Below are 23,112 nucleotides of genomic sequence, written 5' to 3' on the forward strand. Positions count from 1 at the left end.
GCGCTCAGCCCGGGATCTTGCGGAAGTCCCAGGACACCACCGACTCCGGCGTCAGGCGCAGCCAGGCGTGCCGGCCGTCGTGCGGCATTTCGTCGAGTCCGAAGTACTTCTCCGCGAACAGCCTTTCCGGAGTGGCCAGTTCCGGGCAGATTTCTCCGGTGCGCGGAGCCTCGCCGACGAACTCCGCGCGGCCGGTCAGTTCGGCGCCGCGCAGCTCCGCGTAGGAGTGTCCGTCGTCGACGAGCACCGAGAGCCGCGGGTCCTTGCGCAGCTGTGCCCAGCGCTTGCTGCGGGTGATCGAGTACAGCCAGAGTGCCGTCCCGTCCCAGGCGAACCACAGCGCGCCCACGTGTGGAGTGCCGTCCCCGCCGACCGTGGCGACCCGGCACGTTCGCTGTGCCGTCAGGAAGGCGTCCAGCTCTTGCGGGGTCATCATGATGCGGCGGCCGTGGCGCTGGGGTGTCGGCGCGGGCTTCCTGGAGGGGCCGTGTGTGCGGGGGGGCCCGGGTGTGCCGGCTGTGTCGGACGGGCCGGCTGTGCTGAGTGTGTCAGGTGTGTCCGGTGCGACAGGTGTGCCAGGTATGCCGGGTGCCCTGGGTGCATCGGGTGTCCTGGGTGTCTCGGGTGCCTCGGTCATCTTTGCCGCCCCTCAACGAATCTGATGCTGTGTCAGAAATCATCGGGGCTCTTCCTGGCGGACGCAATGGTCGGTACCCTCGCGCCTCCCGGCCCGCCGTCCCGCGCCCCGTCCCGTATCCGCGGGCGCCGGCGCGACTTCCGCAGAGGGGAACGCCGATGTCCACGGACGCCCGGCTCGTCGAGCAGCTGGACCCGGACACGACGGTGCTGCTCACCGTCGAATGCCAGCGCGGCGTGATCGGCCCCGACAGCGCGCTGCCCGAACTGGCCGAAGAGGCGCGCACCTCAGGGGCGTTGATGCGGATCGCCCGCCTGGTGGCCGCCGCCCACGACACCGGCGTCCAGGTGCTGCACGCCATCGCCGAACGCCGTCCCGACGGCCGCGGCGCCAACCGCAACGCCCGCCTCTTCCGGGCCGCCGAGCGGCTGCCGGTGCGGCAGGTCATCGGGTCCACCGCGGTGCGCGTCGCCGACCCCATACCCGTGTCGGAGGACGACCTGGTGGTGCGCCGGCTGCACGGGCTCTCGCCGCTCGCCGGCACCGACGTCGACCCGCTGCTGCGCAACTTCGGCTGCCGCACCCTCGTCGTCACCGGGGTCTCGGCGAACGTGGCGATCCCGAATGCCGTGTTCGACGCGGTCAACCTCGGCTACACGGTGGTGGTCCCGTCGGACGCCATCGCGGGGGTGCCCGCCGACTACACCCCCGCGATGATCCGCAACACCCTGGCGCTGGTGGCCACGGTGACGACCACCGAGGACGTCCTCACCTGCTGGCGGCGTCCGCGGCGCGCTCACTGACCCGACCCTGGCGCCAGGGATGCGCTACCTCGCCGCGGTGGCACCTCCTGGGGCGGGCAGGGCGTCCTTGAGGAAGTCGCGTTGGACGCGCAGGAGATTGGCGTTGACCGCGTCGTCGGCCGGCATGTGTGTGGCGCCCGGCAGTGGCAGCACCGTGTGCGGCCGGCCCGCTGCCAGCAACTCGGCCGAGAAGCGCAGGGTGTGCGCGGCGGCGACGTTGTCGTCCGCCAGCCCGTGGATGAGCATCAGCGGGCGGCGCAGTAGATGGCCGTGGCCGGCAAGGGAGGAGCGCGCGTAGTTCTCCGGGTGCTCATCCGGGTGGCCCAGGAACCGCTCCTTCCAGTGCGTGTCGTACATCCGCTGGTCGGTGGGCGGCGCACCGGCGACCGCGGCATGGAAGACATCCGGACGGTGCAGCACGGCGGCCGCGGCCAGGAATCCGCCGAACGACCAGCCACGGACCGCCACCCGCCCGAGGTCCAGATCGGGGAAGCGCTCTCCGGCCGCGCGCACCGCGTCCACCTGGTCCTCCAACGCGGGCCCCAACTGGTCGCCGTGCACGGCCTTCTCCCAGACGGGCCCCCGCCCCGGAGTGCCCCGCCCGTCCGCCACCAGGACCGCGAAGCCCTGCTCGGCGAACCACTGGGACACGCAGCCGGTCCAGCTCCGCGCCCGTACGGCGAGTTGCATACCCGGGCCCCCGTACGGGTCGAGCAGCACCGGCAGCCTCGTGCTTCCCGGCTGGTGCCAGGACGGGAAGTACAGGGCTGCCCGCAACTCCCGCTTCCCTAGGGAGAGATGCATCGGTCGCGGCACGATCACCGGCTCCTCGGCGAGCGAGGCGATGGCCTCCGGATGCCGCCGTGCGGGCTCGTGGGCGGGCTCGTGCGCGGGTCCGTGTGCAGGTTCGTGGGAGGAGCTGCGTGCGGAGTCGTGTGCGGGCCGCTGGGCGGGTACCGAGGTGGGTCCCTGGGCGGCCGGAGCGTCGTCGTCCCGCAGGACGTGCACCTGGTGACCGTGCGGTGTCAGGCCCGCCAGGACGGTCGTGCCACCGCCTCCGGTTCCCGTCCAGACGCCGGGATCCCAGCTCAGCCGACGGCAGCCGGCACCCGGCTCGTGGCACCACACATGGGTCTCCACCGGATCGTCGCTCGCCGTGAACAGCACCCGCTCGCCCTCGACGCCCAGTACAGCGGCCAGTTGCAGCCCGTCGGGCGTGACCCGCCGCCCGCCCACCGTCAGCCGGCGGGTACCGTCCGCGTCCTCCGGGAGCACCAGGGCGCCGGAGGCCGTACGGGACGGGGTGCCGGGCACCAGCTCCACCCACGCGGGATCGGTCCGCTCGTGCCGCACCTCCGTGGCACCGCTCTCCGGATTGACCGCGAGCGTCCGCACCACCCTCTGGTCCCGGCTCTGCACCGCCACAAACGGGCCGTGTGCGTCCCAGCCCGCATCGACCACGTACTCGTACGCCGCGCGGTCCCAGGAGAGCTCGGTGCGGACGCCGTCCAGAGTGAGCAGATGGAGCGTCACCTCAGCGTTGGCGGTGCCCGCCGACGGATAGCGGATCACCTGGGGCGGGCGAGAAGGGTCCGCCGGGTCGCTGAGGTAGCGCCGCGCCACCGGGGAGGTGTCGACCCGCGCCACCAGGAGGCGGCGGCCGTCCGGCGCCCACCAGTAGCCGCGCGACCGGCCCATCGATTCGGCGGCGACGTACTCGGCCAGCCCGTAGGAGACCTCAGGCCCCTCTGCCCCCGCCAGTTTCCGGTCGCCACCGTCCAGCCCGACGACGTACAGCGAACGCCCGCTCACATACGCGACGCACCGCCCGTCCGGCGACGGCCGCGGATCGACCACCGGCCCGGCCGCCGGCACGGAGAACGGCGCACCGCCGTCCGTACGCACCACCCACAGTGCGCCCGACAGGGCGAACGCCACCACCCGCACCGCGGCGTCGGTCGCATACCCCACCACCCCGACGGAGCGCTCCCGCGCCCGCTCGCGCCGCAACCGCTCCTCCTCGGGGACGTCCTCTGCGCCCCCGCCCACCAGGAGCGCCGGATCGGCCAACAACCGCTCCTCGCCTGCCTCGTACTGCCACAGTCGTCCGACGGGATCGCTGCCCGACCCGGTACGCACGAACAGCACCCGCCGCCCATCAGGGGAGACGGTGAACTGCCTTGGCACACCGAGGGAGAAGCGCCGGGTGCGGGCGAACTGTTCGGGGAAGGCGGCGGTGTTGGTGCTGCTGTTGCGGGTGGTCAGGTTGGTGCCGGTGCCGGTGCCGGTGCCGGTGCCGGTGCCAGTGCCGGTGCCAGTGCCGGTGCTGGGGTCGGGGTCGGTTATCTGGTGTTTCACGGTGGTCTCCTCCTTGGAGCGGTGATGCGAAGGGCAGGCGGCGCATGCAGGCTCGTAACGGGGTGTACGGCGTGCAGAGTTTGCGCACGCCGCAGGGCAGGCGTCACCAGGCGGGTGGGTCTGGATGGATATGGGTGTGCGGGCGGTCCGGTCGCAGAGCCGGGAATTCGTAGCGTGGTACCGGTGGTTGAACCGGGTGCCGGGTGCCGGGTGCCGGGTGCCGGGTGCCGGAAGTCGTTGCCGGGGCCCGGGCGTGGGAGGCCGTCCTCGGCGTGTTGCCGTCCTGCCGGGCGTCTGCGCGGGGACGACGGCGGCCTGTGGCGATCGGACAGGCGACGGTCGATTCAGAGTCAACGGATCATACCCGGATGGCACGGTCGGCCGCAGCGGAATGCAACAGAAGGGCAGAGCGGAACGGCAGCGGAGGGGCGGCATGACGGTGACAGAACCCGGCAGCCCGCGGCCGTGCGGAGGACGGCACGGCAACGGTGCGCGGCAGGGCAGCGGTGAATGCACGGCAGCGGTACACGGGGCGGCAGCGGTACACCGCACGGCTGGCGGTGGGCGCCGAAGTCGGTCGGCCCGCCCGGGATCCTCAGCGGAAGTCGTCGGCGTGGTCGAGGGCCCATTGGGCATAGGTGCGTCCCGGCCTGCCCATCAGGTCCTGGTACGTCGAGTGCACCGTCGCCGGCCGGTTGTCGGCATCGGAGAGGTGGCCGAGCAGGGTGTCGACCATCTCCTCGTCGCCCCACTGGTGCAGCGTCGCGCGGTACTCCTCAGGGCCGATCTCCGCCAGGACGATCTTGCGGCCGGTGGCCGCGGAGAGACAGTCGACCTGCTCCTGCTGGGTCACCGAGGCCGGGCCGGTCAACGGATGGACCCGCCCCCGATGGCCGTCCTCGGTGAGGGCGAGCACGGCGACGTCAGCGATGTCGGCCTCGTGGACGGAGGCGGCGTGCGCCAGAGGGTAGGGAGCCTCGACCGTTCCCGTGGCGCGGATGGCGGGCGCCCACTGCAAGGTGTTGGTCGCGAAGGCGCCGGGCCGCAGGAACGTCCAGGCAAGTGCGGACCGGCGCAGTGTGTCCTCGGCCGTGTGGTGCATCCGCACGATCGGGTCGCGGGTGTGATCGCCCCCGTCCGCGCCCAGTGCCGACAGGAGCACGACATCCGGGGAGCCGGCCGCCTCGGCCGCCGCCACGAATCCGTCGAGGCCGCGGGCATCCGCGTACAGGAACACCTTGCGCACGCCCTCCAGGGCGGCCGACAAGGTCGCGGGGTCGGCCAGGTCCGCCCGGACCGTCTCCACCCCGGACGGCACCATCGCCCGCTCCGGACTGCGGCTGGCCACCCGGACCCGCTCTCCGGCCGCCAGCAGGCCGCCGACTACCGCTCGCGCCACGTGCCCGCGCCCACCTGTCACCAGAATCGTCACCATGACCCCTTTCCGTGTTGGCTGGTACGGAAGCAGTCTTTCCGGGTGGATGAACGAGGGGGAGGGGACGGGGAGTCCTACCCGGGGGCAGCGGCCGGGCCGCATTCCTGGGGAGGCGCGGCGATCCGGCATCCTTGGGGTATGAACGCCGCAGAGCTGGCCGGATTCCTCCGAAGCCGTCGTGCCCGCGTCCAGCCGGCGGACGTGGGGCTGGACGACGGCGGGCGGCGCCAGACCCGCGGGCTGCGCCGGGCGGAGGTCGCCGACCGCGCGGGCGTGTCGCTGGACTACTACACCCGGCTGGAACAGGGCCGTCGGCTCCGGCCCTCCCGCCAAGTCGTGATCGCGCTGGCCCGGGCGCTGCAGCTCTCCGACGGCGAATGCAACTACCTGCTCGGCCTGGTCGGCGAGGCCGCCCTGCCGGCGCCCGGCTCGCGGACGCCCCACGAGGGAGCGCTGCGCCTCCTGGGGCAGCTCGACGCCCTGCCGGCCATGGTGCTCAACTCCCGCTACGACGTCCTCGCCTGGAACCGGATGACGGACGCCCTGGTGGCGGACCTGGCGGACCTTCCCGACCGCGAACGCAACACCCTGCGCTGGCTGTTCACCGGGCGGGCCGACGCGCTCGCCCCGCCCGACCGGGCGCAGCTGGCCCACCGCTTCGTCGCCGACCTCAGGGGATCCGGCCGTTACCCGGACGATCGCGGCGTCCGGCACCTCGTCGCGGAACTCTCCCGGGAGAGCGGGGAATTCGCCGCCCTGTGGGCGCGCCATGAGGTCGGCGTCAACCGAACCGTCACCAAGACCGTGGACCACCCCGTCGCGGGTGTCCTGCAACTCAGCTGCGAGGTCCTCGCCGTTCCGGATTCCGATCAGCGCGTCATGGTGTACACGGCGGTCCCGGGCACCGGCACGGACCGTGCCCTGCGGGGTCTTCGGGAGCGGGTCGAGGAGCGGACGGCGGGCTGCTGAACGCACGCCGGTCGAAGGCACGAAGCCGCCGCTCGGAGCTGGCCAGTTATGGCGCCTCGGCGGCCTCCGGCCCGGTCGTCGTCCTCAGCCCGTCGAACACCAACGGCAGCAGACGGGTGATGATGCCGTCGCCTTCCGGTGACTGCTCGGCGGCCGTCGGTGGCGAGCACTTCCCGAGCGTGGGTGTGGAGGGCGTCGATGGTGTCGCCGATGACCGCTGCCAACAGGGCGTCGCGGTGGGGGAAATGGCGGTACAGCGTGCCCGGCTCGACGCCGGCCCGCCTGGCGATGTCGTCGAGGGAGGCGTCCGCCCCCTGCTCCTGGAAGGCCGACTGGGCCGGTGCCAGGCCGGTGCGGGTGAACGTGGCCACGAGTGCCGGTTCGTCGGCCGACCCGGTCGATCACGAGCGCGACCACGACCACGACCGTGCCGAGCAGTCCGGTGATGTCCTTGGTGCGCGGCTGCGTCGTCCGTCGAGAGGATCGAGTGCTCCGGCTTGCGCAGCACCAGCCGCGCCGCAGCGCGGTCGGCACGTCGAAGCCGGCCGCCGACAGGCCGTGGTGCTCGATCGACGCGGATATGCGCCGCCTTGACCTCAAGTCGACTTGAGGTACCAGGCTGGATGTCATGATCGATGACATCGAACTTTCCCAGTCTTCTGCCGTCGGGCCCGCCGCCGCTCCCGAACTCCGCGACCCCGCCCCGCTGTCCGGTGTCGCACCGCTGTCCGACCCCGCACCGTTGTCCGGCGCCGCGCTCGACGAACTGGCCGCGAGCCTCGCGGAGGGCACCACGATCGTCGGTATCGGTGAGTCCACCCGCTCCGCCCGGGAGACCTTCGACGTGCAGGACCAGCTCTTCCGCCGGCTGGTCCGGGAGCACGGTTTCCGGGCCCTGGCCGTTCAGGACAGCGTCGACACCGCCGCTCGACTCGACCGGTTCGTGACCACCGGTGAGGGCACGGCCGCTGCCGCCCTCGACGGCGCCTGGCGCCCGATGCGCACCGTTGAGACGGCCGCCGCCCTGGAGTGGATCCGGGACTTCAACCAGGAGCATCCGCACGATCCCGTCCGCATCTTCGGCGTCCAGCCGACGCGGGCGCGCGCCGAGGACTACGACGCGGTGCTGGCACACGTCCGCGCCACGGCCCCGGACCGGCTGGCGGAGGTGGCCGCCCACCTGGAGCCGATCCGCACCGCCCACCGCGTCGACGAGCATGTGCAGCGCGCCCAGGGCATCCACCCGGGGCGCCCGTTCGCCGAGCACGCCCGGGACGCGCTGGCGCTGCTCCGCTCGTTGCCCGGCGCCGGGCAGGACGAGCGTGTCCTGGCCCGGATGCGCCGGATCGTGGAGTTCCACGAGCACAGCGTCGCCGGGCGCGGCAGCTACGCGGGCGAGGCCGCAGTGTGGGCCGACGTCCTCGGCGAGCAGCAGCGCCGGACCGGGCTGCGCGTCGTCTACTGGGACGGCATCGCCCACACCTCGGCCACCGGGGGAACCATGGGCCTGTCCTCCGAGCGCGGCCCGCAGCCCAGCACCGGCAGCCTGCTGCGCGAGCGGCACGGCGCGGGCTACGCCTCCGTGGCCGTCGGCTTCCATCACGGGGACCTCGGCGTCGTCACCGTCCCCGAGCCGGCCGGCGACTTCCTCGACGCCCGGCTCGGCGCGGTGGACCTGCCCGTCCACTGGCTGGATCTGCGCCGTGCCGACGTCCGCCGCCGCTGGGACGGACCGGCGAAGCTCCGGGTCATCAGCGGTGTCTACGACCCGTCCCGGGACGCCCGCGAACACCTCGCGGTGGCCTCCCTCGCCGACGCCTTCGACGTGCTCGTCCACGTCCGCCGGGCGACCCCGGTGCAGTGGCTGCCGTAGTCCGCGCCATGCTTCCCGGACGTCCGCGAGGACACTTCGGCCCCGGCCAAACGGAAATTCCGCATACTGGGATCAGGGCAGCCGGTACGCACGCCGTGCCGGCGCCCGCGTCAGTCGGCCCGCAGCGCAGAGGGTCCTCTCCCGGCCGGTGCGCCGGGTCCGTGGCCGTCTGTTCGCCCTGGGCTGGGTACCCTGATGGGCCCGCTCGACGGCCGCCAGCACCCGCACCAGTACCCGCCCGAAGTCCTCGCGGAGGCCGCCGCGCTGGGGCCGGACCCGTACCCGACCCGCCCCTCCTACGGGCACTACCTGCGCTGGGTCTTCCAACGCGTCGTGGACACCGCGCCGGACCACGTCATCCGGTACTGCCCTGGCGCACCGCGCGCCCCCCCTGCCCGGCTCGGCGCGGTGCTCGCCACAGTTACCGGGCGCTCGGCAAGTTCGCCGTGGGCGTCCAGAGCCTCTCCCGCGCCGAGATCGCCGAGGTCGCCGAGCCGGCCGCGGTGGGCCGGGGCGTCTCGTCCGCGATGCCGCACAAACGGAACCCGGCCTTGGCCACTCTCGTCCGGTCGGCTGCGCTCCAAGTCCCCTCGATCTCCCTGGTGTTGGCCCGGGTGATGCTGGCCGAGGACGAGCGGCCGGCCGGTGCCTGGCACGCCGAGTGGCAGTCGATGCGGGACTGTCTGCGCCTGGCCGGCGCTACCGCAATCCGCCTCACCACCGAAACCCATGGGCGCGACCTGGACCACACCATCGCCGCCGCCGAGCCTGAAAAACCACTGGCTGGCTCAACCGCCCGACGGGAAGATCGCTCGGGGTACGCGTCGCCGGAGGGCCGTACGCTCACGTGTGCACAATGACCGCCCGCCACCGCCCGCCCGGCTCGTCCAACGGTGGGTGAGCCGACAACGTACGTACGGAGGAAACACCATGGCCCTGATCACCCTGGGAGTCGTCGCCGTGGACTGCCCGGACCCCCGGGCCCTCGCCCGCTTCTACGCGGCCGTGCTCGACTGGGAGGTGGTGGACGACGGCCGCCTCGACTGGGTGGAGGTCGCCGGCCCGGACGGGCGCACGCTCGCCTTCCAACGTGCCGAGAACTACCGTCCGCCGCAGTGGCCGGGCCAGGAGGTGCCGCAGCAACTGCACCTGGACTTCGATGTCCGCCGCGAGGACATCGAGGAGGCCGAGCGGAAGGTGCTCGCACTGGGCGCCCGGCCCGTCCCGCACGAGGAGGGGGAACGGGACTTCCGGGTCTATCTGGACCCGGCCGGTCATCCCTTCTGCCTGTGCCTGTGCAAGGCGGAGTAGGCGGCACCTCCTGGGCTTCGCACCAGGCCGTAAGGGACCATGCCGCGCATGACCCTAGCCATCGCACCCGCCATCCAGGCCGGGACCCTCTCGGTCACCGCTCAGCCCGTCCTCCCCTCCCGCGACGGTGACGTGCTGCTGCGCCCCTGGGAGGCGGAGGACGCTCCCGTCCTCCAACGCGCCTACGAAGACCCGTCGATCCGGCGCTGGCACACGCACCATGTGACCTCGCCGGCGGAGGCCCGGGACTGGATCGCGGCTGCCCGCCGATCCTGGGAACAAGAGCAGGCCGCCCAGTGGGCCGTCATGCGGGGCGGCGACGTCCTCGGCCGGATGGACCTGCGCTGGCTCGACCTCGTCCACGGCCTCGCCGAGTGCGCGTACTGGGTCCTGCCGCGGGCCCGCGGCACCGGCGTCGCCCCGCGGGCCCTCGCCACGTTGGCGGCCTGGGCGCTGGACGAGGCCGGCTTCCACCGCCTCGAACTCGCCCACTCGGTCGCCAACGAAGCCTCCTGCCGGGTGGCCGCCAAGTCCGGCTTCGCCTGGGAGAGCACCCGCCGCAGCGCACATCTGCAATCGGACGGCTGGCACGACATGCACGTCCACGCGCGCGTCCAGGGCGATGCCTGAGCCGTTCCCCACTCCGGAAAGTTAGCTTAGGCTTTCCTAAATAGCGCTATGCTCAAGACAACAGGCGCAAGACCGGAATCCGCATCGGGGGCCACCTGTGGCACAAGGACGGCAGAACACCAACGCCACAGGCGGCCAGGCACATCCGCACAGTCAGGGCGTGCCCGGCCTCGCCCCCACGCGCGACGGCCGTCGGCTGTACTACCAGCGTCTGGCGGCCGTGGGCGGTCCGGCCCAGGCACCCACCATCGTCTGCGAAGGCGGCCTGGCGGCCTCGCGTTCGTACTGGGCACCCTTCCAACAGGCGGTCAAGGGCGTCGCGTCGAGCGTGGTCTACGACCGCAGCGGTCTCGGCCGCAGCGCCCCCGCCGCCGGCTCGCGACGCCTGGCGGCGCTCGCCCGGGACCTCAACGACCTGCTGGACCATCTCGGCCCGGGGCCCTTCGTCCTGGTCGGCCACAGCTGGGGCGGCCCGCTGGTACGGCTGGCTGCCGCCGAACGACCGGATCGCATCGCCGGCCTCATGCTCGTCGACCCCACCGACGAGGCATGCCCCTTGCTGCTCCAGCCGTCCACGCGACGCCAGGAACGCCTGGGCCAGTACCTGAGTGCGGCGCTGGCGCGCCTCGGCCTGCTCGGTTTCGCCTACCGCTCCCTCACCGCCGCACTGCCCGCGGACGCCGCCGCGGACATGCGCGCCGAAGGCTATTCCTTGCGCGCGCTACGCACCCGGGCACGCGAACTGGAAGACATCGAGGGTGACTTGAGATCCCTCCTGGCCGGCCCTCCGCCGCTCCCGGACATCCCCCTCACCGTGGTCTCGGCGGGCCGCACGTCCATCGGCATGCCCCGCCGCGTCCGCGCACAGGCCACCGCCTCGCAACTGCACCGGGCGCGCCAGTCACCGCGCGGCCGCCACGTGGTGATCCCCCACGCGGACCACATGGTGCCGGTCACCGCCCCCACCGAACTCGCCGAGGAGGCCACCCGGCTACTGGGCCGCTGACCGGCGACGTGCACCGTCGGTTGCGGCCCTCGCGGTTCACTGCACGCCCCCTCGCTCCAGCGCCGTGACCCGCTCCGCGGGCAGGGCCTGGTCGAAGACCTGCACGTTCTTGATGCTGCCGGAGAAGAAGTCGACGGGCCGACCGCCGAACGTGGCGCGGCCGATCATGAGGGCGCCGGGCTTGGTGTCGGGACGGGTGTCGGTGGCCGTGCCCTGCCGTCTGCCGTTGACGTAGAGGTGGAGTCGGTGGGCGGCGGCGTCACACACCCCCACCAGGTGGGTCCACGTGTTCAGCACGGGTGGTTCTGCCCCGAGCGTCCGGACGCCCGGCCGGGAGAACGCCCACCGGTGGTCGGAGCCGGAGTACTGGAGGTAGAACGAGCTGCTGTCGGCGGCGCCTTGACTGACGATGGTGGCGAAGCCGCTCGCGCTGGTGAGGTAGACCCAGGCGGAGACGGTGAAGCTGTGCCCCGGGGCGGTGTCGAGTACGGGGCCGCGCGTGGTGATCTGACTGCTGACGCCGTTGAAGAGCGCGGCGCCGCTGTTGCCCACGCCCCAGCGGACATCGGACGCCGTGCCGTCATGGGCGCCCACCGCGTCCGCCGCGCGATGGCCCGAGTGCTCGTCAAGTCGCCATGTCCCGACGGGTTTTGGTCCGGTGGGCCGGGCCGGTTCGTCCCCCGGAGCGCTGTCGTGGCTGGCCGTGAGGGCCATGGGAATGCCCACCGCGGCGACGGCCGCCGCCGCGGCTGCCGAGATCAGAAGCGTACGCCGGGTGGCGCCGCGCCGGCCCGAGCTCCCGGCCGGACGCAGCTGCGCGTCCGTCATCTGTGCCCGTCCGGGAGCCGGCAGAGCGCCCGCTGCCGGAGTCCGATGGACACTCGGCGCCGGAGTCGGAGCGGCGCCGGGCAGGGGAGTTCCGGGGGCGGTCGGCGCCGCCGGCAGCCCGCCGCCGGGCCGGCGCCCCGGAGGAGGGGCTCCGCCCGGCGCACCAGGATGCACGGAGCTCTCGGCCCCGGACGGTGCGGCTGCGGCCGGTCCGACTTCCGCCCCGGCACCCGCACCGCACCGGCCGAGGATCTCCCGAGGCGTGGGGCGCCGGGCGGGATCCTTGGCCAGGCAGTCGGTGATCAGCGTGCGCAGCGCGGGGTCGGTGACCGTGTCGAGGTCGGGGGTGTCGTGGACGACCCGGTAGAGGAGGGACGCCAGATGGCCGTCGCCGAACGGGTTGCCGCCGGTGGCCGCGTAGGCCAGGACCGTGCCGAGGGAGAAGACGTCGCTGGGCGGTCCGATCTCCTCGCCGTTCGCCTGCTCCGGCGACATGAATCCCGGCGAGCCGAGCGCAAACCCGGTCATGGTGAGGGAACTGCCCTCGACGACCCGGGCTATCCCGAAGTCGATGACCCGCGGCCCGTCCGTGGCGAGCAGCACATTGGAGGGCTTGAGGTCGCGATGGACGAGGTGCGCTCCGTGGATCGACACCAACGCCTCGGCGAGGCCGGCGGCCAGGGCGAACACGCGAGCTGTGGGCATCGGCCCCCAGTCGCTGACCGCACGCTCCAGTGACGGTCCGGAGATGTAACTGGTCACCAACCAGGGTTCGGGCGCGTCCGGATCCGCGTCGATCACCGGCGCGGTGAACGCCCCGCTCACCGCGCGTGCGGCCTGCACCTCCCGGCGGAACCGGGAACGGAAGTCCGGTTGATCGAGCAGCGCCGCGTGCACGACCTTGACCGCAACTTGCCGGCCGCCGGGCGAGCGCCCTAGGAAGACCCGCCCCATGCCACCGGCGCCGAGCCGTTCCAACAACTGGTACCCGCCGATGGACCGGGGATCGTCCGGATCCAGCGCTGCCACAAACCCCTCCCGCGCGGTCGACCCGGCCACTTCCGCCCGGGCGGCCTTCCAGCATAGGGGCGGCCGCATACCGCCTCGGCGCGCCCTCTGGCCTCGTCCAAGGGCAGCGCAGGAGAGGGGCTCGACGGCTTCGTAGCCGGGTCTTCCGGGTGCTCGCCTACGTACCGGGCTGAGGCGGGTGCGTGAGGCAGCTCACGTCTGAGGACTGCATAGCGGGACGTGGGTCAATGCCTTTGTAGGGGTGTAGGCGAGTGTCGAGAGGCGGGGGACGGCGTTGATGGGGCAGTTGCGGGCCGATGCGTTCGACCGGTTCGTGGCGGCTCGTTGGTCGGCGCTGCTTCACCTGGCGCATCTGCTCACTGGTGGAGATCGGCATCGGGCCGAGGATCTGCTGCAGGAGGCCCTGGTGAAGCTGTGGTTCGCATGGCCGAGGGTGGCCGAGCAGGCGCCGGAGGCGTATGTGCGCCGGGTGCTGGCCCGTGCGGCGGCTCGCGCGGCGCGACGTCGCTGGTGGGGCGAGCGTCCGGTGGAGCGGTTGCCGGAGCTTCCCGAGGCCGGCGACGAGGCCGCTGCCGTGGAGGAACGGACGCGGTTGGAGGCCGCGTTGGCACTGCTGCCGGTGCGGCAGCGCGCCGCGGTGGTGCTGCGCTACTACCAGGACCTGTCCGAGGTGCAGGTCGCCGAGGCGCTGGGGTGTCCGGTGGGCACCGTCCGGTCCCTTACGTCCCGGGGCGTGACGCGGTTGCGGCAGGTCCTGGGTGATGCCGTCGAGCCGGTGAAGTGAAGGAGGAGACATCATGGAAGACTTTGAACACCAACTCGCGCGGATGATGCGCGATACCCAGGCGAACACCCCCTTTGAGGACCAGCACCGGCAGCGGCTGCAAGCTGGGGTCCGTGCCCGTCGGCGCGCGCGGACGGTCTGGATGGCCACCGGCTCGGCGCTGACGATCGCCGGGCTCGGTGTCGGGCTGGAAGTCCTGCCGAGCGCTTCCGCTCAAGGCGGGCCCACCGTTCCTCAGCACCAGCCCACCTCTACGACCGCACCGGTCCCGGTCCCGGCCCGCACCTGCACCACCGTGCCGGTCCCGATTCTTCCCACCTACACCTCAACGACCGTGCCGGTCCCGATCCCGACCCGCACCTGCACGACCGTGCCGGCCCCGTTCCCGGCCCACACCTCAACGATCAAGTAGCGGTGGCCGAGATTCAGGCGCCCTGAGTTCCATCCCATGACTGCACGTCAGTCCTTTCTGCACTCAGAAACCTGCTCCTGGCCGGCGATGACAGCTGCCTACAACTGGAATGTTGAGGCGCATCCAGATCGACAGCGGTCATCCAGATCGGCAGCGGTCATTGGCAATGAGTCGCGAAGACAACCCTGCTCGGCCCTATCAACTTGCGAGTTTAAGGACGACTTGAAAAGTGCCTTCCGTATTCGTCAGAGTCCTCAAAGCGTCCGGCCTTCGCAAAAAGATACTCTTCACGCTGGGAGTCTTGCTTCTCTACCGGTTGGGGCAGAACGTTCCGGTCCCTGGGGTGGATTACCGGAACGTTACGCAGTGCATCAAGGAGGGTGTCGGCGACGGTGGCCTCTTCGGTCTGATCAACACGTTCAGCGGTGGTGCGCTGCTGCAACTCACCATCTTCGCCCTGGGGATCACGCCGTACATCACGGCGAGCATCATCCTTCAACTGCTGACGGTGGTCGTTCCGCGCCTGGAGGCGCTGAAGAAGGAGGGCCAGGCGGGCACCGCGAAGATCACCCAGTACACCCGGTACCTGACGCTGGGCCTGGCAGTGCTCCAGGGCGCCGCCCTGGTGGCCAGAGCCCAAAGCGGTGGTCTCTTCCCGACCTGTCAGGTCCGCACCCAGATCGTCCCGGACACCTCGATCTTCCGGACCTCCGTCATGGTCGTCACCATGACCGCCGGCACCGCCGTGGTGATGTGGCTCGGAGAGCTGATCACGGACCGCGGCATCGGCAACGGCATGTCAATCCTGATGTTCACCTCCCTCTCCGCCAGCTTCCCGGCCAACCTGTGGGGGGTCAAGAAGTCGGGTAAAATCCTGAGCGGCTGGGGCGAGTTCGCCATCGTGATCGCGGTCGGTCTCTGCATGGTTTGCCTGGTGGTCTTCGTCGAGCAGGCGCAGCGCCGGATCCCGGTCCAATACGCAAAACGAATGATCGGCCGTCGTTCCTACGGCGGCAGTTCGACCTACCTCCCGCTGAAAGTGAATCAGGCGGGTGTAATTCCCGTCATCTTCGCCTCATCGCTGCTCGCCATCCCCAGTTTGATAGATCTCGGTGGTAACTCGGCATCAGGATGGGCCCGGTGGATCGCCACCAATCTCGCCAGGGGCGATCAACCGATCCATCTGGCACTGTACTTCCTGCTGATTGTTTTCTTCGCGTTCTTCTACGTCACCATCTCCTTCACCCCCAAGGAAGTTGCCGACAACATGAAGAAGCATGGCGGATTCATCCCCGGCATCCGGGCCGGCCGACCCACGGCTGACTACCTGGGCTACGTGCTCAACCGGATCACCTGGCCGGGAGCGCTCTACCTGGGGCTGATCGCCCTGGTGCCCACAGCGGCGCTGGTGCTGTTCAACGGCAGCAATTTCCCGTTCGGCGGCACGAGCATCCTCATCATCGTGAGCGTCGGATTGGAGACAGTGAAGCAGGTCAAGAGCCAGCTCCAGCAGCGTCATTACGAAGGGTTCCTGCGCTGACGCGCATCGCCCTGGCTGCGATGGCCACCGTGGCCAGGACGCACAATCCAGGTCCGGATCAGCAAGCCGGGGCAGCCGCTTTGCGACACCGCGAACCACAGTGATCGGGAGCTGCAGTTGAACTCCCAACCCCCGTCACCTTCGCGGCGATCCGCCTTGTGGCTTCCCCCTGTGCTACCAGCGGTGCATCACGCGCCCGTGACGCCGTCAATACACTCCCGGATCAGGTCGGCGTGACCGTTGTGGCGTGCGTACTCCTCGATCATATGAACCAAGATCCAACGCAAGGAGACTCTCCGGTCTCCGACGTGGCCCGCTTCCTGGTCCGAGAGCTCGCCGGAGTCCTCCAGCGACGCGTCGGCGATCAGTTCGCGGCCCCGCGCCACTTCCGCGCGCCAGGCTGCCAGCACCTCATCTATCCCGCGGTCCGGGACCAGCTCGAAGCCGTCCACCGTGCTCTCTGCATACACCGTCGGCACGTCATGGCCGGCGAACACCCGCTGGAACCAGTTGCGTTCCACCTCCGCCATGTGCTGGACCAGGCCCAGCAGGGTCATCGACGACGGCGCCACCGCAGCCAGACGCAACTGACGATCGTCGAGCCCCGCGCACTTCAACGCGAGCGTTGCGCGGTGAAAGTCCAGCCAGCCTTCGAGCGTGGCGCGTTCATCGGCATGCGGGGGCGGAATGCGGCGTCCATCCGGTGTCATAACCATGCACCCCACCCTTGCACAGGCCACTGACAGGCTCAGAAGAAGCCAGCCCAGCGATGGGCCAGGGAAGACACCGAGAATCACCACACGCACCGCGGTCTTGCTCGAGCCGGAAATAGAGGGCGGACCGTCATCGACGGGCTGTTCGGAGGGGAGCGGGAGGGGCACGCGCCAGTCGAAATGCGGCAGCTCGCGCCGCTCTTTGGATGCTCATCGGTGACGGTATGCCGGGCCATCCAGCGGCTGCGACCTCTCCTGGCCAGCGAACCTGCCAGTCAGCCCGCTGACACAGTGGAACGGCAATGGATCGTGGACGGTACCTGGGTTCGGGTCCGCGACCGTGCAGTTGGGGCCTCTTCACGCAACTGCCTTTTCTCAGCGAACGTACAGGTTTCGGCCAGGTCGGCAACGCGATCACCCGCGTGGTGAACCAGGCCGACGGCCAGGAGCTCGCCCGCTATGACCTCAGCGAAGACGCGTCCACGGAGACGGCGATGATCTCCGCTGAGGTCTACCGGCACGGCGGCGAGTGGAAGTTCCGCGCCATCGGCCCGGGGTAGGTGTCAGGGCGGCGAGGCATCGCTCTAGACTTCGGGGTCAATGTTTCGCAAAGTCAGGTACGGCGCGGGGGAGCCCCGTACAAAATGATTGGGTAGCCAGTGCTTCTGAGAACGTTCGGCTGGTCGTTCGCGGTCACCGCGCTCGGCCTCTTCGCAGCGGTGTTATACGGGGGGTGGACCGGCTTCGGGATCGTGGCGATCCTGTCCATCCTCGAGATCTCGGTGTCCTTCGACAACGCCGTGGTCAACGCCGGGATCCTGAAGAAGATGAACGCCTTCTGGCAGAAGATCTTCCTCACCGTCGGCGTTCTTATCGCGGTCTTCGGCATGCGCCTGGTCTTCCCGGTCGTGATCGTCGCCGTCAGCGCCAAGATCGGTCCGATCGAAGCGGTACGGCTTGCGCTCGACGATAAGGACAAGTACCAGCAGTTGGTGACCGACGCTCACCCGTCGATCGCCGCCTTCGGCGGCATGTTCCTGTTGATGATCTTCCTTGACTTCATCTTCGAGGACCGGGAGATCCAGTGGCTCGGCTGGCTGGAGCGTCCGCTCGCCAAGCTCGGCAAGGTGGACATGCTGTCGGTTTGCATCGCGCTGATCGTCCTGCTGGTCACCTCGATGACCTTCGCCGTCAACGCCCACCAGCATGGCGGCGCACACGTCAACAAGGCCGAGATCGTACTGGTCTCCGGCGTGGCCGGTCTGGTCACCTATTTGATCGTCGGCGGCCTCTCCGGCTTCTTCGAGAAGAAGCTCGAGGCGGACGAGGAGCGCGAGCACGAGGCCGAGGAAGAGGCCAAGCGCACCGGCCAGAAGAACACCGGCATGGCGATGGCCGGCAAGGCCGCGTTTTTCGTGTTCCTCTACCTGGAGGTCCTGGACGCGTCGTTCTCCTTCGACGGTGTGATCGGCGCCTTCGCCGTCACCAACGACATCGTGCTGATGGCGCTCGGCCTTGGCATCGGTGCGATGTACGTGCGTTCGCTGACGGTCTACCTGGTCCGCCAGGGAACCCTGGACGACTACGTCTACCTGGAGCACGGCGCGCACTACGCGATCGGCGCCCTCGCCGTGCTCCTGCTTGTCACCATCCAGTACGAGATCCACGAGGTCATCACGGGTTTCGTTGGCGTCGGCCTGATCGCCTGGTCCTTCTTCTCTTCGGTCCTGCGCAACCGCAGGCTAGCGGCGGCCGAGGGAAAGGACACGGGGTCCAACGACAAGATTGAGGCTTCCTCCGGCGTCTGAGTCGGGCCGCCAGCGCGGGCCGTAGGGCCGCCACCAGGCAGACGGTGTCCTCCGCGAAACCCCACCGGCGGCCGACCACCGCCTGGGATGGTCGTCCAGGAGGCGAAGAGTTACGCTTTGCGGCCATCGATCCTCGGCCCGTGCAGAGCATCACCGACCAAGAGTTCGTTGGGGCGGTCGGCTTCGAACCGGCCGAACGTCTCCTTCTGCTGGGGTGCTTTGAGCGCGATCAGCCCGGTGCGATGGAACATCCACTGCAGCGTGCGCTTGTCCGGCGCCCAGCCCGGCTGGGCCCGCAGAATCCTTCTGACCTGCGCGGCCGCGCGCCCGATTTTCTCCTTCTTCAGCACCATCGCCTGTTAGCGCGGCACCGTCACAGCCTGCTTGAAGACGCCCAGGGCGTGGGGTCCTTGCGGGTGCCGAGCCGCCTGCGGCGGTCGTCCAGCAGCATCGCAAGATGTGCGGCGGCCCCCTGCGAACATCGAGGAGAGTGGTGTAGATGATGCTGAACGGGACATGGAGCCTCTCGGCTGGGACATGGCTCTTCGCAGTTCCATTCCTGTCAGGGCTTCACGCGTATTTGACGCCAGGTCACCACCTCGACCGTCCGCACGCGGTCATGCACCGCAACTGTGACCCTGCCGAGAAGACCTCAAGGGATTGAGGTGATGTCATCCCACCCAAGCGGGATGACGGGAGAAGCATCGTGTGGTAAACAGGCATAATGCATTTACAGCGCCCTTTCCGCTTCGGTGTCAACATGTTCGTTCCCGGTTCGCGACGCGAATGGACCGCGAAGTGCCGGAGAGCCGAGGAACTCGGGTTCGATGTAGTCGGAGTGGCCGATCATCTGGAATCCCCCGCGCCGTTTCCGGCGATAATTCTCGCAGCCGAAGCCACCGAACGGGTACGGCTGACCACGTTCGTGTTGAACACGCCGTTTTACAACCCCGCCCTTCTCGCACGTGACGTGGCGACCACCGACCAATTCGTCGACGGGCGTATGGAAGTCGGGCTCGGCGCAGGTTACGTGAAGGCCGAGTTCGACGCTGCGGAGATACCGTTCCCCAGCGGCGGAAGGCGGGTTGAACAGCTCGAACAGACTGTCACCACGTTGCGTGGTCTGTTTGCTGACACGGAATACCAGCCACGTCCAGCCCAACCGTCCGGGCCACCACTGCTGATTGCGGGGTGGGGCGACCGGCTACTACGGCTGGCCGCCGCGCACGCCGACATCATCGCCTTCCCTGGAGGCTGGGCCAACACCACCGGTGATGCACTCCATCTGGCCGGAGTCGCGCAAATGGAAGAACGTCTCGGCTACGTGCGCGGCCTGCTCGGTGAGCGCGCCGACGCCGTGGAGCTGAATATCCTGATTCAGCAGGTGATTCCGTCCGCCGAAAGCTCCGCAACACCTGACAGGTTCGCGCCGCTGCCGCCCGACGCCCCGCACAGCCCCGAGGAGCTACCCAGTGTATTGAGCGGAACCCCGGCGGAGATGGCCCAACAAATCAAGGAACGCAGCGCACGCTACGGCTTCTCCTACTTCACGGTCATGGAATACAACATGGAGATCTTCGCGCCGGTCATCGCCGCGCTTCGCTGAAGTGCACAATTCTCCGAACTACACACTTCGCCACAATGCCGCCGGCGACGGGGGCAAAGGATCGAAAGCGGTGCCCCGATGCGCAACGGTTCCAGAAATGGTCGTGGAGCGGCCGGCGTGAATCTCGCGTCCGCCGACCGGGGCGCCCTCACGACCCTCCTGCTGCTGCGTCACGGTGAGACGGCATTGACACCGGAGAAGCGGTTGTCCGGCAGCGGCGGCTCCGATCCGGCGTTGTCGGAGGCCGGGCGGCGGCAGGCCGAGGCCGCCGGGAGGACGCTCGCGGCGCGCGGCGCGGTGCAGGCGGTGGTGTCCTCTCCGATGCGCCGGGCCCAGCAGACGGCCGAGACAGCGGCACGACGGCTGGGCCTGGAAGTCCGGATCGATGAGGGGCTCCGTGAGGCGGATTTCGGTGCCTGGGAGGGACTTACGTTCGCCGAGGTGCGCGAGCGCTACCCGGACGAGATGGCAGCGTGGCTCGCCTCACCGGCGGCGGTGCCGGGCGGCACCGGAGAAACCTTCACCGCGGTTGCGCGCCGGGCCGCGCTCGCGCGGGACCGGCTCCTGGCGCGGTACGAGGGACAGACGGTGTTGGTCGTGTCGCATGTCGGGGTGTTGCGGACGCTGGTTCGGATGGCGCTGGGCGCACCGCCCGCGTCGCTGTTCCGGATGGAGTTGTCGGCGGCCTCGTTGTCGGCCGTGGCCTATGACGGGGACGGGAATGCGTCGGTGCGACTGCTGAACGACACCTCGCACCTGGCGGACCACCGCTGACCCGGCAGCCAATGGGGCGGTGCTCGGCACGGCCCCATGGCCGTCAGCATCGAATCGTCTTGGTGCGCATGAGGAATTCAGCAAGATAGCCGTCGTGCGGCAGTCCGTGCTCCATCCACGGGGTCGGATGGTCACCGACGTAGACATTGGCGATGGTCGGCTCGGCCACCAATGCGTCGATCAGGTCCGCGTCGGTGGTCACGGCAGTGAGGACGAGGGTGTCACGCAACGGCCGGACACCGGCGTCACGGTCCCAAGGTGCAACCCACGCACAGGGGAAGCCCAACTCCATCCCGAGCTGTTCGGCGAACGGGCTGTCGAGCTGGTGCACCGCCGGCCGGAGCACCGCGGAACCATCGCCGAGTTCGTCGGCGATGCCGTCACCGCCGAGCCACGCCTTGGTGCCCGCTGCCCGCTGCCGCAGATACGTGTCCCACCGACGGGCGGGACCGACGGGCATCACGGGCAGCACTGCGCGTTCGTCCGTCGCGGGCAGACTGGGCAGCGCGGCGAGGCGTTCGGCGATCGCCGCGGCCACGGGGGCGGGGTCGCCCTCGACCAGTACGCCGGTGGCGTTGACGCAACCGACGCCCCCACCACTGCTGATCGACTCCACGATGGTGTCGACGATCGGCTCCCACTCGGTTTCGGCGGTGATGAGTATCTTGGAGCGCCCGGGCCCCTGCGGAAGAATGCGTGGATCGCCCGCGTATTTGCCCACGACGTCCGCCCCGCCGTACACCATTCCGAAGTCGGCGTGTCGGAGGATGTCGTCGGCCACGTTGTGGTCGGTGGGCAGGAACACGATTCCCTCGTCGCCGAAACCGGCCTCGCGCAGGGCAGTGACCAGCCGGTGCGGGGTGAACGGCTCACGACGAGAGGGACGCACGGCAACGCGGTAGCCGAGCGCGAGGGCATCGAGCCAACCCTGGTGCACCGCAGGATGATTACCCGCCGCATGGACGGCGAACACCGCACCGCGACGGGTCCACACCGCCACACCGTCCCGGGCCCGCGGATCGCGCCACGAGCCGACCGCACCGGCCGGCTGCGCGTTCTCCACGCCCTGCTGGATCCGCTCGGCGGCCCGCGCGATGTCCTCGGTGGCATTGCGCACCACCGTGATCGGTATCCCCGTGGCCGCGCTAACCGTGAGCTGGTATTCCTGCGCCGTCAGTCCCGCGATCGTCTGCGTGGCGAAAGCCCGGCCCGCCTGTGCCAATGCCGCGATCCGTGCGTCGACGGGTAGCGTCGGCGCACGGCGCAGGGCCTTCATCGCGCGGGCGACGTAGAGCGAGGGTGCGAGACTCAGTGTCGCGACCGGGTTTCCGGCGAGATCTCCAATGGTCTCCTGGCGCCGGGACCGATAGGGGCCGCCGGGGCCGAGAACGTCCAGGGACAACATCAGTACACGCCCTCGACCACGGCTGTGTCGCCGAAGGACGCCACGGGTGCGACGTCTGCGACCGCATCTCCGAAGCCGCCGTCCACCGGTGCGATCCGCGTCGCGTAGTCCCGCTCGATGTTGTTGACCAGCAAGGCGCTTCGGCTCATGTGGTGCAGAACGATCTGACCGCGCTCGCCATACGGAACGACCCGGCCGGTGTCGGGGTCGATCACCCGGAACGTGGTGTATGGAGCGAAGGAGTCGAACACGCACGGCTCGTCGTCGCCGAGACCGGGCCGCTCCACCGAGGTCCCCAGCATCATCGTGCCGCCGTACCCGCCGACGAACGTGGCGCTTCCGAACACCTCGTCGCGCAGCAGATCTCGGGTGTCAGCGTCCAGATGCGTGCCGCCCCAGATGATCGCGCGGACCTTCCGGTTGACCAACTCGACCAGATCGTCGTGCTGCGCGAGGCGCTCCAGCATCGGCGGGGTGGCGAAGAGGACGCCCACATCCTGGCTGGCCAGAATGTGGCCGACCTGTTCGATGAGGTGGTCGGTGTAGGCGTCGGCCATGTCCGTACGGCCCTGCGCGATCAGCTTCTTCACCCACCGCGGGTCCAGATCGATGCTGAAGTTCAGCCCGCCCCGAGCCATCGCGGTGTCGACCGCCATCGCTCCGACATTGTGCGGTCCGGTGGGAACGGCACTGAGCCAGTCGACATTTCGGGGTACGCCGTGGGAATCCAGTCGCGCACTGAACCATTCGCAGCTGCGCCGATGCCACTCCGCGGCGTACGGCACTCGCTTGGGCTGCCCCGTGGTACCGCCGCTTTCGTAGACGGCTGCCCCGTGCTCGTCACCGTAGCCACGGGGAATCAGCTCACGGACGCCGACGTCGCGCAGCTCGTCCACCACATTGGGAAACAAGCCGAGATCATCGAAATCCCGGACATCGGTCAGCGGATCGAAGTCGAGGCTCTCGGCCCGTTTCAGCCAGAACGACGACCCGGTCTCCGGACTGAAGTGCCACCGCATCATCTCCCGAACGAACTCTCCGCCAGTGTGCTCGACCATGGATTTCCCTCTCGAAAGAATTGAACAAGTGCCTGGTGACTGCCACTTGACGGATCTCGCCAAGCGCCGTCTGCCGTAAGACGATCCCGCGCCTGGTCGCGAAGCAGGCCCGCGCGATCGGTCGGCTCAGAAG

22 protein-coding genes and 4 pseudogenes are annotated in these 23,112 nt (G+C 69.8%); 17 read left to right on the plus strand and 9 right to left on the minus strand.

What is annotated here, in order from left to right; all coding sequences use genetic code 11:
• Nucleotides 1–4: 4 nt before the first annotated feature.
• Nucleotides 5–436, minus strand: coding sequence for a pyridoxamine 5'-phosphate oxidase family protein (locus B073_RS0124905; RefSeq protein WP_018540802.1), 432 nt, complete (start codon nucleotides 434–436; stop codon nucleotides 5–7).
• Between the two features lie 359 nt (nucleotides 437–795).
• Here B073_RS0124905 and B073_RS0124910 point away from each other — a divergent pair, with 359 nt between their 5' ends.
• On the plus strand, nucleotides 796–1,440 hold the full coding sequence (locus B073_RS0124910) for a cysteine hydrolase (protein ID WP_018540803.1): 645 nt from the start codon (nucleotides 796–798) through the stop codon (nucleotides 1,438–1,440).
• 24 nt (nucleotides 1,441–1,464) lie between these two features.
• Here B073_RS0124910 and B073_RS0124915 read toward each other — a convergent pair whose 3' ends face one another.
• Together B073_RS0124915 and B073_RS0124920 are read right to left on the minus strand one after the other, a co-directional pair.
• Entirely contained in the window at nucleotides 1,465–3,798 is a 2,334-nt protein-coding gene (locus B073_RS0124915; protein WP_018540804.1) for a prolyl oligopeptidase family serine peptidase, read from the minus strand.
• 595 nt (nucleotides 3,799–4,393) lie between these two features.
• The gene (locus B073_RS0124920) at nucleotides 4,394–5,233 is read right to left on the minus strand and encodes an NAD(P)H-binding protein (RefSeq protein WP_018540805.1); all 840 of its coding nucleotides are present in this window, start codon (nucleotides 5,231–5,233) and stop codon (nucleotides 4,394–4,396) included.
• Nucleotides 5,234–5,371: 138 nt separating this feature from the next.
• Here B073_RS0124920 and B073_RS0124925 point away from each other — a divergent pair, with 138 nt between their 5' ends.
• Complete coding sequence (locus tag B073_RS0124925; RefSeq protein WP_018540806.1) at nucleotides 5,372–6,202, plus strand: helix-turn-helix domain-containing protein; 831 nt, start codon at nucleotides 5,372–5,374, stop codon at nucleotides 6,200–6,202.
• On the opposite strand, the gene B073_RS49360 is transcribed toward B073_RS0124925, so the two are convergent.
• Nucleotides 6,103–6,492 carry a TetR family transcriptional regulator gene (locus B073_RS49360; RefSeq protein WP_420706459.1) on the minus strand — a complete coding sequence of 130 codons (390 nt, stop codon included), beginning with the start codon at nucleotides 6,490–6,492 and terminating at the stop codon, nucleotides 6,103–6,105. The two genes, B073_RS0124925 and B073_RS49360, sit on opposite strands and share 100 nt — an antisense overlap.
• Between B073_RS49360 and B073_RS49365 the strand changes: the two genes are divergently transcribed.
• The 7 genes and pseudogenes from B073_RS49365 (at nucleotide 6,413) to B073_RS0124955 (ending at nucleotide 11,022) form a co-directional block, all read left to right on the plus strand.
• Nucleotides 6,413–6,796 (plus strand): hypothetical protein, encoded by a 384-nt coding sequence (locus tag B073_RS49365; RefSeq protein WP_420706463.1) that lies wholly within the window; start codon nucleotides 6,413–6,415, stop codon nucleotides 6,794–6,796. The genes B073_RS49360 and B073_RS49365 overlap by 80 nt on opposite strands.
• Before the next feature lie 34 nt (nucleotides 6,797–6,830).
• Entirely contained in the window at nucleotides 6,831–8,075 is a 1,245-nt protein-coding gene (locus B073_RS0124935; protein ID WP_018540808.1) for an erythromycin esterase family protein, read from the plus strand.
• 195 nt (nucleotides 8,076–8,270) lie between these two features.
• Nucleotides 8,271–8,381, plus strand: a pseudogene (locus B073_RS49370) (hypothetical protein); the annotation flags it as partial.
• A 140-nt stretch (nucleotides 8,382–8,521) separates the two neighbouring features.
• Nucleotides 8,522–8,935: a lyase family protein gene (locus B073_RS49375; protein ID WP_018540809.1), complete on the plus strand. Its 414-nt coding sequence runs from the start codon at nucleotides 8,522–8,524 to the stop codon at nucleotides 8,933–8,935.
• 70 nt (nucleotides 8,936–9,005) lie between these two features.
• Nucleotides 9,006–9,386 (plus strand): VOC family protein, encoded by a 381-nt coding sequence (locus B073_RS0124945; protein ID WP_018540810.1) that lies wholly within the window; start codon nucleotides 9,006–9,008, stop codon nucleotides 9,384–9,386.
• Between the two features lie 48 nt (nucleotides 9,387–9,434).
• On the plus strand, nucleotides 9,435–10,016 hold the full coding sequence (locus B073_RS0124950) for a GNAT family N-acetyltransferase (RefSeq protein WP_018540811.1): 582 nt from the start codon (nucleotides 9,435–9,437) through the stop codon (nucleotides 10,014–10,016).
• A gap of 97 nt (nucleotides 10,017–10,113) precedes the next feature.
• Nucleotides 10,114–11,022 carry an alpha/beta fold hydrolase gene (locus B073_RS0124955; RefSeq protein WP_018540812.1) on the plus strand — a complete coding sequence of 303 codons (909 nt, stop codon included), beginning with the start codon at nucleotides 10,114–10,116 and terminating at the stop codon, nucleotides 11,020–11,022.
• 36 nt (nucleotides 11,023–11,058) lie between these two features.
• Here B073_RS0124955 and B073_RS0124960 read toward each other — a convergent pair whose 3' ends face one another.
• A complete protein-coding gene (locus B073_RS0124960; RefSeq protein ID WP_018540813.1) occupies nucleotides 11,059–12,879 on the minus strand; it encodes a protein kinase domain-containing protein in 1,821 nt (606 codons plus the stop codon).
• A gap of 277 nt (nucleotides 12,880–13,156) precedes the next feature.
• Here B073_RS0124960 and B073_RS0124965 point away from each other — a divergent pair, with 277 nt between their 5' ends.
• The 3 genes from B073_RS0124965 to secY all read left to right on the plus strand — a co-directional run bounded on the left by B073_RS0124965 (nucleotide 13,157) and on the right by secY (nucleotide 15,615).
• The gene (locus B073_RS0124965) at nucleotides 13,157–13,663 is read left to right on the plus strand and encodes a SigE family RNA polymerase sigma factor (protein WP_018540814.1); all 507 of its coding nucleotides are present in this window, start codon (nucleotides 13,157–13,159) and stop codon (nucleotides 13,661–13,663) included.
• A 13-nt stretch (nucleotides 13,664–13,676) separates the two neighbouring features.
• Complete coding sequence (locus B073_RS41035) at nucleotides 13,677–14,075, plus strand: hypothetical protein (RefSeq protein WP_018540815.1); 399 nt, start codon at nucleotides 13,677–13,679, stop codon at nucleotides 14,073–14,075.
• Nucleotides 14,076–14,304: 229 nt separating this feature from the next.
• Nucleotides 14,305–15,615, plus strand: a complete 1,311-nt coding sequence (secY, locus tag B073_RS0124975) for a preprotein translocase subunit SecY (protein WP_026247708.1) — start codon at nucleotides 14,305–14,307, stop codon at nucleotides 15,613–15,615.
• Between the two features lie 188 nt (nucleotides 15,616–15,803).
• On the opposite strand, the gene B073_RS0124980 is transcribed toward secY, so the two are convergent.
• On the minus strand, nucleotides 15,804–16,331 hold the full coding sequence (locus B073_RS0124980) for a DinB family protein (protein ID WP_018540817.1): 528 nt from the start codon (nucleotides 16,329–16,331) through the stop codon (nucleotides 15,804–15,806).
• A 177-nt stretch (nucleotides 16,332–16,508) separates the two neighbouring features.
• Between B073_RS0124980 and B073_RS48155 the strand changes: the two are divergent.
• From B073_RS48155 to B073_RS0124990, 3 genes and pseudogenes are all read left to right on the plus strand, one after another.
• Nucleotides 16,509–16,742, plus strand: a pseudogene (locus B073_RS48155) (IS5/IS1182 family transposase); the annotation flags it as partial.
• Nucleotides 16,721–16,888: pseudogene (locus tag B073_RS41040) on the plus strand (TerD family protein); the annotation flags it as partial. The pseudogenes B073_RS48155 and B073_RS41040, both read left to right, overlap by 22 nt.
• A 99-nt stretch (nucleotides 16,889–16,987) precedes the next feature.
• Nucleotides 16,988–18,136: a DUF475 domain-containing protein gene (locus B073_RS0124990; RefSeq protein WP_018540819.1), complete on the plus strand. Its 1,149-nt coding sequence runs from the start codon at nucleotides 16,988–16,990 to the stop codon at nucleotides 18,134–18,136.
• A gap of 110 nt (nucleotides 18,137–18,246) precedes the next feature.
• On the opposite strand, the gene B073_RS0124995 is transcribed toward B073_RS0124990, so the two are convergent.
• The gene (locus B073_RS0124995) at nucleotides 18,247–18,489 is read right to left on the minus strand and encodes a hypothetical protein (protein ID WP_018540820.1); all 243 of its coding nucleotides are present in this window, start codon (nucleotides 18,487–18,489) and stop codon (nucleotides 18,247–18,249) included.
• Between the two features lie 371 nt (nucleotides 18,490–18,860).
• Between B073_RS0124995 and B073_RS0125000 the strand changes: the two genes are divergently transcribed.
• Together B073_RS0125000 and B073_RS41045 are read left to right on the plus strand one after the other, a co-directional pair.
• Nucleotides 18,861–19,742, plus strand: coding sequence for an LLM class F420-dependent oxidoreductase (locus B073_RS0125000; protein WP_026247709.1), 882 nt, complete (start codon nucleotides 18,861–18,863; stop codon nucleotides 19,740–19,742).
• Nucleotides 19,743–19,895: 153 nt separating this feature from the next.
• A pseudogene (locus B073_RS41045) lies at nucleotides 19,896–20,516 on the plus strand (histidine phosphatase family protein); the annotation flags it as partial.
• Nucleotides 20,517–20,559: 43 nt separating this feature from the next.
• On the opposite strand, the gene B073_RS0125010 reads toward B073_RS41045, so the two are convergent.
• Nucleotides 20,560–21,921 (minus strand): aldehyde dehydrogenase family protein, encoded by a 1,362-nt coding sequence (locus B073_RS0125010; RefSeq protein WP_018540823.1) that lies wholly within the window; start codon nucleotides 21,919–21,921, stop codon nucleotides 20,560–20,562.
• The gene (locus B073_RS0125015; RefSeq protein WP_018540824.1) at nucleotides 21,921–22,979 is read right to left on the minus strand and encodes an AMP-binding protein; all 1,059 of its coding nucleotides are present in this window, start codon (nucleotides 22,977–22,979) and stop codon (nucleotides 21,921–21,923) included. Before B073_RS0125015 ends, B073_RS0125010 begins: the two co-directional genes overlap by 1 nt.
• Between the last annotated feature and the right edge of the window lie 133 nt (nucleotides 22,980–23,112).

The organism is Streptomyces sp. MspMP-M5 (assembly GCF_000373585.1).
Classification (GTDB): Bacteria; Actinomycetota; Actinomycetes; order Streptomycetales; family Streptomycetaceae; genus Streptomyces.